This window comes from Desulfocurvus sp. DL1XJH-121, from assembly GCF_054819825.1.
Map to the genome: position 1 here is coordinate 220,337 of NZ_JBTVWW010000003.1, position 10,666 is coordinate 231,002.

Annotated in this window: 10 protein-coding genes and 1 pseudogene; 5 read left to right on the plus strand and 6 right to left on the minus strand. The window is 67.2% G+C overall.

The genetic code is table 11. From position 1 onward, the window contains the following. Window positions 1–6 precede the first annotated feature (6 nt). The 3 genes from ACYYG1_RS03870 to ACYYG1_RS03880 form a co-directional block, all read right to left on the minus strand. A complete protein-coding gene (locus ACYYG1_RS03870) occupies window positions 7–1,659 on the minus strand; it encodes an AMP-binding protein (protein WP_461208961.1) in 1,653 nt (550 codons plus the stop codon). Window positions 1,660–1,729: 70 nt separating this feature from the next. Continuing rightward, window positions 1,730–2,296, minus strand: a complete 567-nt coding sequence (locus ACYYG1_RS03875; protein ID WP_461208962.1) for a helix-turn-helix domain-containing protein — start codon at window positions 2,294–2,296, stop codon at window positions 1,730–1,732. Window positions 2,297–2,500: 204 nt separating this feature from the next. Next, window positions 2,501–3,511: a M23 family metallopeptidase gene (locus ACYYG1_RS03880; protein WP_461208963.1), complete on the minus strand. Its 1,011-nt coding sequence runs from the start codon at window positions 3,509–3,511 to the stop codon at window positions 2,501–2,503. A 170-nt stretch (window positions 3,512–3,681) separates the two neighbouring features. Between ACYYG1_RS03880 and ACYYG1_RS03885 the strand changes: the two genes are divergently transcribed. Together ACYYG1_RS03885 and ACYYG1_RS03890 are read left to right on the plus strand one after the other, a co-directional pair. Beyond that, window positions 3,682–5,580, plus strand: coding sequence for a FapA family protein (locus ACYYG1_RS03885; protein WP_461208964.1), 1,899 nt, complete (start codon window positions 3,682–3,684; stop codon window positions 5,578–5,580). Window positions 5,581–5,582: 2 nt separating this feature from the next. Then, window positions 5,583–6,218, plus strand: coding sequence for a class I SAM-dependent methyltransferase (locus tag ACYYG1_RS03890; RefSeq protein ID WP_461208965.1), 636 nt, complete (start codon window positions 5,583–5,585; stop codon window positions 6,216–6,218). Window positions 6,219–6,279: 61 nt separating this feature from the next. Here the strand turns inward: ACYYG1_RS03890 and gmd are convergent, their stop codons facing one another. From gmd to ACYYG1_RS03905, 3 genes are all read right to left on the minus strand, one after another. Next, complete coding sequence (gmd, locus tag ACYYG1_RS03895) at window positions 6,280–7,374, minus strand: GDP-mannose 4,6-dehydratase (protein ID WP_461208966.1); 1,095 nt, start codon at window positions 7,372–7,374, stop codon at window positions 6,280–6,282. A 76-nt stretch (window positions 7,375–7,450) separates the two neighbouring features. Next, a complete protein-coding gene (locus ACYYG1_RS03900; protein ID WP_461208967.1) occupies window positions 7,451–8,125 on the minus strand; it encodes an HAD family hydrolase in 675 nt (224 codons plus the stop codon). Window positions 8,126–8,142: 17 nt separating this feature from the next. Then, the gene (locus ACYYG1_RS03905) at window positions 8,143–9,171 is read right to left on the minus strand and encodes a DUF3179 domain-containing protein (protein WP_461208968.1); all 1,029 of its coding nucleotides are present in this window, start codon (window positions 9,169–9,171) and stop codon (window positions 8,143–8,145) included. A gap of 409 nt (window positions 9,172–9,580) precedes the next feature. Between ACYYG1_RS03905 and ACYYG1_RS03910 the strand changes: the two genes are divergently transcribed. From ACYYG1_RS03910 to ACYYG1_RS03920, 3 genes and pseudogenes are all read left to right on the plus strand, one after another. Continuing rightward, the gene (locus tag ACYYG1_RS03910) at window positions 9,581–9,763 is read left to right on the plus strand and encodes a toxin-antitoxin system HicB family antitoxin (protein WP_461208969.1); all 183 of its coding nucleotides are present in this window, start codon (window positions 9,581–9,583) and stop codon (window positions 9,761–9,763) included. 9 nt (window positions 9,764–9,772) lie between these two features. Next, complete coding sequence (locus tag ACYYG1_RS03915) at window positions 9,773–10,168, plus strand: hypothetical protein (protein ID WP_461208970.1); 396 nt, start codon at window positions 9,773–9,775, stop codon at window positions 10,166–10,168. Between the two features lie 302 nt (window positions 10,169–10,470). After that, a pseudogene (locus ACYYG1_RS03920) lies at window positions 10,471–10,666 on the plus strand (hypothetical protein); the annotation flags it as partial.

The following is a 10,666-nucleotide window of genomic DNA, read 5'->3' on the forward strand; positions in this document are numbered from 1 at the left end:
GCGCACTCACGCGCCGGGCCACATCTCGGCCGCCATGTCCCGCAGCTTGTACTTCTGGATCTTGCCGCTTGCCGTCATGGGATAGGCGTCCAGAAAAGCCACGTAGCGCGGAATCTTGTGGAAGGCAATCTTTCCCCTGCAATAGTCCTGCACGTCCTCGGGATTCAGGTCCGCGTCGTCCTTGAGGATCACGAAGGCGCCGACCTCCTCGCCGAATTTCGTGCTGGGCACTCCCGCCACCTGGACGTCGGATATTCCGTCCATGTGGTAGAGAAATTCCTCGATCTCCCGGGGGTAGATGTTCTCCCCGCCGCGGATGATCATGTCCTTGAGCCGCCCGGTGATGGCCAGGTAGCCGTCCTCGTCCAGGGTCCCCAGGTCCCCGGAGTGCAGCCAGCCGTCGGCGTCGATGGCCTTGGCCGTGGCCTCGGGCATGTTGTAGTAGCCCTTCATGACCAGATAGCCCCGGCAGCAGACCTCGCCCGTGACCCCGGGTGGGCAGTCCTCCCCGGTTTCCGGGCCCTTCACGGCCACCTCCACCTCGGGCATGGCCCGGCCCACGGTCTCGGTGCGGCGGCGCACGACGTCGTCCATGCGCGTCTGGGTCATCACCGGGCTGGACTCGGTGAGCCCGTAGCAGATGGTGATGTCCTTCATGTACATGCGCTCCATGACCTGGCGCATGACCTTCACCGGGCAGGGCGACCCGGCCATGATGCCCGTGCGCAGGCTGGAGAAATCGAACCTGTCGAACAACTCGTGCTGCAGCACGGCGATGAACATGGTGGGCACCCCGTACAGGGCGGTGCAGCGCTCGAACTCCACGCTCTTCATGACCAGCACGGGGTCGAACTTCTCCAGGATGACCATGGCCGTGCCGTGGGTCACGGCGGCCAGCACCCCGAGCACGCAGCCGAAGCAATGGAACAGGGGCACGGGCAGGCAGAGCCTGTCCTCGGGGCCGAAGCCCTGGTTCTCGCCGATCCAGAAGCCGTTGTTGCCGATGGACTTGTGGGTCAGCATCACGCCCTTGGGGAACCCGGTGGTGCCCGAGGTGTACTGCATGTTGACCACGTCGTCGGGGGAGAGGGAGGCCCCCCGCTCGGCGAATTCCTCGTCCGTGACCATCTGGGCCAGGGCCACGATCTCGGGCACGGAATACATGCCCCTGTGCTTCTGCGGCCCCAGGAAGGCCACGCGCCGCAGATGCGGAAAACGCCCGCAGGACAGCTCGCCGCGCTCGGAGGTTTTCAGCTCGGGCACCAGTTCGTAGAGGGTCAGCACGTAGTCCGTGTCGTAGTAGCCGCCCATGATGAACAGGTTCTCGCACTCGGACTGGCGCAGCAGGTATTCAAGCTCCGTGATCTTGTAGCTGGTGTTCACGGTGAGCAGCACGGCCCCGATCTTGGCCGTGGCGAACTGCAGGGCCACCCAATAGGGCACGTTGGTGGACCACACGGCCACCTTTTCCCCACGCTGGACGCCCAGGGCCATGAGCCCCTTGGCGAAGCGGTCCACCAGGTCGTTGAACTCGCGCCAGGAATAGCGGAAGTCGCGGTCCACGTAGACCACGGCGTCCTGATCCGGATAGCGGGCCGCCGTCTCCTCGAGGATTCGGCCCAGGGTCGTGTCGACTATGGCGGGGCGCTCGCTGCGCATGAATCTCCCCTGCTTGGGCTGCCGGGTCCCGCCCCGCCGCGTGGCGGAGCGGGCTCCTGCCGCATGCGGACTAGAACGGGATGTAGAGCACGGCGTAGATTTCGGCCTTGGAATCGCCGCCCGCGCCCACGTGGTGGGGCACCACGGAGTTGTAGTACATGCTGTCCCCGGGCCCCAGAGTGTGGACCTTGGCGCCGTAGCGCAGGACCACCTCGCCGGAAAGCACCACCACGAACTCCTCGCCCTCGTGGGACGAAAGCTGCGGATCCTCGCCCTCGGGCTCCAGGCAGACGAAGAAGGGCTCCATGTGGCGGTCGGCCTTGCCCTTGCCCAAATGATGGTACGTCATCTCGGCGTTGAACTCGCCGCTGGCCCCGACCTCCGTCTCGGGCTTGCGCGTCTCGGCCCTGGTGATCAGGGGGTCGGTGCTCAGCTCGTCGTCGGTGAAGGTCCCCAGGCGAACGCCCAGGACCCGCGAAATCTTGACCATGACCCCCAGGGCGGGCGACGACTTTCCGTTTTCCACCGATTCGATGAATTCGACGGCCAGGCCGGTCTTTTCGGCCAGGTCCTCCACGCTCATGCCCTTGGATTCGCGATAGCTGCGGATACGGGAGCCGATCTTGCCGCTCTCCATTGTGCTCTCCTTAGCCTGAATCTCGTATGGAACGCGCAGGGAGACCGGCCCCAACCCCTACAAAACACCCACCGGGGCCGCCCCGCAGGGGGCCCACCCTAGGGCAAGACATGGCAGCTGGCAAGAAATAGTTCACGGCATATAATATATCAAATGCCTGAAAGAAAGAAAATCGTGTCTGAAACGGCGGTTAGGATGTCTGAATTACTTGACGCCGCTAATGCGGCACACGGCGGTGGCGGTGCAGGCCCCGCCCGGGTCCCCGGAGCGGCGCAGCACGAAACGGCCCGTGTACTCGCCCTCGGGCCACGCGGGCCCGCGGCGCTTGAGGCCCACGTAGCGGAAGACCTGGGCCTTGGACCGGTCCAGGGTCAGGGTCCTGCGGGTCTGGACCCCGCCGTCGGGCCCCAGGATCTCCAGATCCATCTCGTCCCCGGCCCGAAGGCCCGCGATGCGCACCCAGAAGACCAGGGCGTCCGCGTCCGGGGCCAGGGTCCCGGCTCCGAACCCGCCCCTGGCCAGTTCATCCTTGGTGGGCGGCCGCTCGGCCATCCCGGCCCCCAGGAGGCGCGTGGGCTCGTAGGGCAAGGCCGCCAGGGCCGCCGGGCTCCACATGGGCTTGTCCCCCGGGCCGCAGTCCGGCCCGCCCGTAAGGCCCCGGAAGGGATCCACGGGGCGCCCGTCCACACGCACGGCGAATTCCAGGTGGGGAAACTCGGTGCGGCCGGACAGGCCGACCAGCCCCAGCACCTGCCCCGTGCGCACCCGGTCCCCGGGGCGGACGCGCACGCTGCCCTTCTGCAGATGGCTGTACTGGGTCTCCACCCCTCCGGCATGGACCAGGACCACGGAATTGCCCGCGAAACGGCCCTCCAGGCCCTTGCCACCGGTGGCGCGCACGCTCACGTCGTCCATGCCGTCGCGCACGGCGCGCACCTCCCCGTCGGCAGCGGCCAGCACGGGCACCCCCCGCTCCATGTGCCGCAGGTCCCGCAAGCGGAAGTCCGTGCCCTTGTGCCCGTCGTAACTCAGGGCCCCGCAGGCGTAGTCCCGGTAACCGGGGCCGGGATCGTGGTCGAAATACTGTTGGAGAAAGCAGTCGCGACGCGTGTCGCATTGGATCGGCGTCTCGAAGGTCAGTTCCTGCGCCCCGGCTGGACCCTGGAGACACGGAAAAAGACAGACCAGAATGAACAGGACGAGACCTTTTGACACGGCAGCAGCAACACCTCCGCGCACATGGTGCACGACCTGCCTTGAAAATAAAAGATTTTTCTCTGTCACAATTGCGTAATACACTTGCAATCCGGGGGAAAATCGGCGATGCGTGGGCTTATTGACGCTGGCCAAAGGAACGAGACCGGGGGGGATACCGGAGTCGGACCATGGAACCACGTCCCTCCAGGACCACATCAGCCGCCCTGCGCATCGCCCTCTCCGAGGACGCCATGACCGCCGTGGTGGCCGCCTACGCGCCGCCGCCGGACGGGGAGCCCTTGTGCGCCGAGGACCTGGCGCAGGCCTTGCGCGCGGCCGGAGTCGCCGATTCCCTGATCCCCGAAAGCAACCCCCTCCTGCTCCTGGCCCGCATGGGCAAGGACATCACGGGCAAGGTCGCCGCCCGGGGCACGCCGCCCCGGGAACCCCAAGACGCGAACGTGGAATTCGTGGGCGACACGGGCCTGCCGATCTTCCACGGCCAAGTCTTCGCCCGCTTGGCCCCTCCCGTGGACCCGGCCCCCGGGATCACGCTCACGGGCCAGCCCCTGCCCCCCGCATCCCAGCGCAGGCCCGAGAGCCTGACGCCCGGGCAGGACGCGGGCTGGGCCCTGAACGAGTCCAGCGGCGAATGCCGGGCCACCCGCTACGGCCTGGCCGTGCTCGCCGAGGGGCGGCTCACGGTGGAGCCCCTGATACGGGTCACGCCGGACAGGATGCTGGCCACCGGAGACGTGCATCCCCGGACCATGGACGGCGAGGAGCCCACCGTGGACATGTTCCGGCGCGAGCTCTACGTCATGGGCCTGCGCACCATGGCCAAGAACAGCATCCAGCGGGCCATCGACAAGGCCGCTGCCGCCGGAACCCCGGTCAAGGGCGCCGTGCTGGCCAAGGGCAAGCCCGCGCAGGACGGGGCCCCGGGCCGCTTCAAGCTGCTCTTCAAGGCGGACGAGCACGGCCGGGAGGGGGACGACCTGGACGCCGTGGACCCGCGCGAACGCAGCATATTCACGCCCATCAAGGCCGGGACCCTCATCGGCCGCCTGCTGCCCCCGGAGCCGGGAAGCCCGGGGCGCGACCTGTACGGCAAGATCCTGGCCCCGCGAACGGGCAAGCCCTGCGCCGTCATCGCCGGGGACAACGTGGAGATTTCCGAAGACGGCGAGGAGTTCAAGGCCTCGGCCGACGGCATGATCACCTGGGAACGCCAGCGTGTCGCGGTGCTGGATATGGTGCGCGTGGCCGGGGACGTGAGCTACGCCACGGGCAACCTGCGCCTGGACACGGGCTCGGCGCTGGTGGACGGCTCGGTGGTGGAAGGCTTCACGGTCACCGCGCCCGGGGACGTGTGCGTGCGCGGGGCCGTGGAAAGCGCATTCATCGAGGCCGGGGGCAACGTGGGCGTGGGCGGCGGACTGGTCATGGGCAACGAGGGGCACGTGAACGCCGGCGGGGACGTGGCCTGCTCCTTCGCTGAAAACGCCGTGCTCGTGGCGGGCGGGAACGTGGAGGCCGCGCAGCACATTTCCAGCAGCGACATCCAGGCCGGGGGCGTGGTGCGCTGCGTCAAGGGCAAGGGCATCATCATGGGCGGCAGCGTCAGGGCTGCGGGCGGAGTCGAGGCCAACGAACTGGGCACGGAATTCGGGGTCCGGACCCTGATCGTGGTGGACCCGGGGCTGCAGGTGGACGGAGTCCAGGAAATCGTGGCCGAACGCAAGACCCTGCGCGAGAGGAAATCCAAGCTCGACGCGGCGCTGGGCACGGAGCAGCCCCAGGCCATCCTCGCGCGCACCCCCGAGGCCAAGCGCGCGGAGGTCGCCAAGCTGCTCAAGGTGCGCCTGGCCGTGGAGACGCGCCTGGCGGAACTGGCCGCCGCCCTGGAGGAACGGCGCGAGACCCTGGAAAAGATCCAGGCCGTGCGCGTGCGCGTGCGCCGCATGGCGCACCTGGGCACGGAAATCCGCATCGCCGGGGGCCGGATGATCCTTCACGAGCCCCAGGAAGGCCCTTGCGAATTCTTCTTTGACGCGGAAAAGGAGCGTGTGGCACTACGCAAGTAGCCATGCCTCCCCCTGACGACGAATACGCCCGCATCGCCGCTCTCTACGAGCCCCTGGTGGGACCGCTCCTGGCGGGCCTGCGCCGGGATTTGGCCCAACGGGCCAGGGACCTGGGCGCGCGCCGCGTGCTGGACCTGTGCTGCGGCACCGGGGCCCAGCTCGACGCGCTGTCTTCCGGGGCCGCCCTGCGCGTGGGGGCCGACATCTCCCCGGCCATGCTCCGGGCCGCCAGAACCGCCACATCCGAAGACATAGCCTACCTGCGCTGCGATGCGGGCCGCCTGTCCCTGGCCCCGGGCAGCTTCGATCTCTGCGTGCTGACCTTCGCCCTGCACGAGAAACCAGAACCCCTGCGCCGGGCCATGCTGGCCGAGGCCCTGCGCGTCACCGCGCCCGGGGGAGCCGTGGTCGTGGCGGACTACGCCGCGCCCCGGGGCCGAGGCCCGCGCCTGGGGCTGGCCATGGCCGCCGTGGTGGAGCGCATGGCCGGGCATGCGCACCACGGCCTGTTCAGGGATTTCCTGGCCCAGGGCGGGCTGCCCGGGCTGCTGGACCGCTCCGGCGTCTCCTGGGCCCCGGCGGGGCGGCGCTTCCTGGGGGCCGTCCTCCTGGCGGAGCTGCGCCCGGCCGGGCGCTGAAAAACGAAGGCCCCGCCTGGAGCGGGGCCTCGACAACGGGACATGCGCGAAAAAGGCGGGCTCAGTGCTCCGCGTTGTGGTTGAAGATGGGGAAGCCCTCCTGCTGGCACAACTCGTCCCTGCGGGCGTCGGCCAGGTCCGAAAGCACCATCTCCTCCACCATCTGCTCGAAGCTGATGCGCGGCTCCCAGCCCAGCAAGTCGCGGGCCTTGGCCGCGTCGCCGAGCAGCGTGTCCACCTCGGTGGGCCGGAAATAACGCGGATCCACGCGCACCACGGCCTTGCCCGTGGCCTGGTCCACGGCCTGCATGTCCTTGCCCTCGCCCTCCCAGGCGAGCTTCATCTCCAGGACCTTGGCCGCGCAGTCCACGAACTCGCGCACGCTGTGCTGCCGACCGGTGGCGATGACGAAATCCTCGGGCTCGTCGCGCTGCAGCATCAGCCACATCATCTGCACGTAGTCGCGGGCGTGGCCCCAGTCGCGCTTGGCCTCCATGTTGCCCAGGTACAGGCAGTCCTGCAGCCCCAGGCTGATGCGGGCCAGGGCGCGGGTGATCTTGCGGGTCACGAAGGTCTCGCCGCGCATGGGGGATTCGTGGTTGAAGAGGATCCCGTTGCAGGCATACATGCCGTAGGCCTCGCGGTAGTTCACGCATATCCAGTAGGCGTAGAGCTTGGCCGCCGCGTAGGGGGACCGGGGATAGAAGGGCGTGGTCTCGGTCTGGGGCGTCTCGCGGACCAGGCCGTAGAGCTCCGAGGTGGAGGCCTGGTAGAACCTGGTCTTCTTCTCCAGGCCCAGGATGCGGATGGCCTCCAGCACGCGCAGGGCGCCCAGGGCCACGGTGTCCGCCGTGTATTCCGGGGTTTCGAAGGACACGGCCACATGGCTCTGGGCCGCGAGGTTGTATATCTCGTCGGGCTGCACGGACTGTATGATGCGGATCAGGTTGGTGGCGTCGGTCATGTCGCCGTAGTGCAAGATGAAGCGGCGGCCGGTCTCGTGGGGATCCTGATACAGATGGTCCAGGCGGTGGGTGTTGAACAGCGAGGAGCGGCGTTTGATGCCGTGCACCTCATAGCCTTTTTCCAGCAGCAGTTCGGAAAGATACGCGCCGTCCTGCCCGGTGACGCCCGTGATCAGGGCCCGCTTGGTCATTGTGCTGCCGCTCCTTGTTGGGATGTCCGCAAAACCGATCTCCCAATGTAGCCGCGAGGCAAGGCAAAGGCAACACTCAGACGGCCGGGGCGCCGAACACGTCCCGCAGCAGGGCCTGGGCGTCGTCCGCCACCCGGCAGGCCCCGGCGGCCAGGAACTCGTCGCGCGAGGAGCTGCCCGTGAGCACGCCCGCCGCATCGGCCCCAGCGCGGCGGCCCGTTTCGATGTCCATGACGTGGTCGCCCACCATCAGGGCCTGTTCCGGGGCCACGCCGAGCACGTCCAGGGCGCGCATCAGGTGCTCGGGGTCGGGCTTGACCCGGCCCACGTCGTCCCGGCTGAGGACCACGCCCGCGGCCCGGGCCGCGTCCGGGAACACCGCGCCCACGGCCTCGGAGCAGTTGCGGGTGATGATGGCCGTGCGCACCCCGGCCTCAGCCAGGGAGGCCAAAAGCGGCCGGGCAAAAGGGAACAGCCGCCCCCGGGCGGCGGCCTCGGTCTCCACGCGGCGGACCACCGCGCCCAGGCGCAGGGCGAAATCCCGCGCCGCGTCCGGGTCGCGCCGGGCCAGCCGCCGCTCCTCGCGGTCCATCCACTCCAGGGCGGGCATGTTCCCGGGCGGCGGGACCGTGGAGTCCGCGCGCCGGGCCTCGGCCAGAAGTTCGCGTTTCATGTGCTGGAAATCAATGGTCAGTTCGGCCAAGGTCCCGTCGAAATCAAAGACCACGGCCCTGTATGGCTGGCAGGGCATACCGCTCGTTCTCATGGCTAAAGGCCGGAAAGAATGTCTTTGGACTGATGCCCCAGAAGCCTGGTGTAGGGATGGAACGCCTTCCACGCGAACCACATGCAGGGCACGGCCACGGCGCGGGGCAGCTTCATGCCGCGCAAACGGCCCGACACGGCCCGGCCCATGACGTTCCAGCGGGAGCGGGTCTCCAGGTCCACGATCTCGCCCCCGGCCAGCTCGAAGCGCAGCTCCTTGCCGTCGGCCCGGGCGCGGTACACGCGCACCGTGCCCAGGTCCTTGTCGTACAAGGCCACAATCCGCTCCAGACCCACCTCGCCGTTGACCACCCCGTACCGCTTCACCTCGTCCTCCAGGACGGCCGCGGCGGACTCGCCGCGCGTCATCCCCAGGACCCTGGTCTTGGGATGCACCTCGGTGTCCACATGGGACAGGGGGAAATAGGAGCCGCCCACCTGGTAGTAGGTGTCGTCCCTGGCGTAGGACCCCAGGGCGTCGCGGTTGTAGGTGCTGCGGTGCCCCGTGTCCTTGGACAGCACCAGGGCGTTGGGATAGCGGGACTGGGCGTGCCGCCAGTCGGTCCACAGCAGCGGGAAACGCGACAGGGGCACGTTCTTCAGCGGCCCCTTGATGCAGGTGGGCAGGAGCTGGGGGCATTGGCTGTTGGTGGCCCGGTCGTAGAGCACGCGGTTGGAGTTGATGAGCATGTCCATGGTGCCGAAGGAGGTCTCGTGGGGCCCGGCCTCGGCGTAGATGCCAACCACAGACCCCGTGAGGGGGCAATAGGTCACGCTGCGGCGCGGCCCGTATTCATTCAGGTTGACCACCTCGTGATGCACGAGCACGGAACGCGGATAGATGAGGACCCGCCCGTTCGCAAGCTCCTCCACGAAGACCACGTCCTGGGGCTCCATGTACAGCCCGGCGTCGGCCATGCGGATGAACTTGGGCTCGTTCACGGACGGCGGTTTCTCGCGGCCGCGCTCGTCGCCCACAGTGTAATGCGCGAGTTCGTTGATGTAAGACTGGGCCAGGGGGGCCATTTCCATGACCTCCTGGGCAGGAGCCGCGGCGGACGCGAACAGCGCGCCCGCAAGCGCGACCAAGGCAAAAATTCTCGGCAATACGGACATGATCACCTCATCGGCGGACCACGCGGCGCGCTTTACCGGACAGCCCGAAAAGCACGTTTGCGCCCGCGCGGCGCGCGGGCCCGCTTCCGGCCTGATACCCCATGCCTAGGAAAAAGGGCAAGCCCCCCCGCATAGGATTGCCCCCGGACATGCAAACATGTCTTGCCTGCCTGTGGCCGGTTTCCTGACTATACGGCTCAGCTGTCTATTTACATATTCATGTCAAGTATGATAAATGATCGTCGGGCTAACAAACACGGCGACATACCGGTTCCCGGTTCCCTGCCGGGCATGAACCCAGCCAGGACAGCCCAGGGAGAACGTCATGGCTGACGAGGAAAAAAAGCAGCTCACCTTGCGCGTGCCTCAGGACGTGCACAAGAAACTGCGCATTCTGGCCGCGCTCAACGAGCAGACCATGACGGAATATTTCATCGACCTGGTGGAGGATGCCTATCAAAAGCATTCCAAAGTCACCGGGCCCGTACAGCTCAAACTGCCGACCTAGGAGGGGGTTATGAGCCAGGACAAAAAACGAGACGCCCTTGGCCCCATGAAGGCCGTGACACTGGAGAACGACGGAGGCGTCGACATCTCCTTCCGGGGCTCCCTGTATGCCCAGACCTCCTTTTTCGAGGAGGACACGGGCGTGCTCACCAAGCAGGAGCTCTACGCCACGGACGACGGCCAGGAGGCTTTCCGCATCGTGTCCGTGGACGGGGACAGCAAGCAAAAGAGTTCCTATCTGGTGCGCCGCCAGGGCGGGTATTGCGCCATGTCCAACGGGGAGCACGAGATGTCGCTGCCCTACGAATGGCTGATGCTCTTCACCCAGGCCATCTGGGACATGGATCTGGAGAAGCGCCGCGCGTCCTGCGGCGTGGACCGGGACGAGCTTTCGGCCAACGAATAGGCTAGACGGCCCCCCTTCGGGATTATGATTTTCCAGGCCTCCGCCCATGGGCGGGGGTCTTTTTTTGTGTTTTGCGTTGAGGGCATGGATTGGGGAAGACACCTGGTTCAAAAGCGAGCGCTTTTGAACCAGCTGCCAAAGGGGCCGGGGGGAAGGAGGCTTTCCTTCTCCGCGGCCGTCCCGGCAGACCGTGGCCCCTTGGGCGAAAAGCCCGCTCCAGAGCGTGGTCGCCGGGACGACGAGCTTTCGCTCGAACACATGCAGGTGCATCAAAGCACGAATCCGCAAGGTGGAGCAAGAGCATGTCGAAGGCAACCGTTATGGGCGTGGATGTCGGCAAGGATTGGTTGGCTGTGGACACTGCGGCGGGAGGGGCCGTCCGGGTGGGCAACAACACTTTGGGATACAAGCATCTTCCTGGCCTGGTGGCAACGCATGCCGTCTCCATGGTTGTGCTTGAGGCCACCGGCGGTTACGAGCGGGGGTTGCTGAACGTCC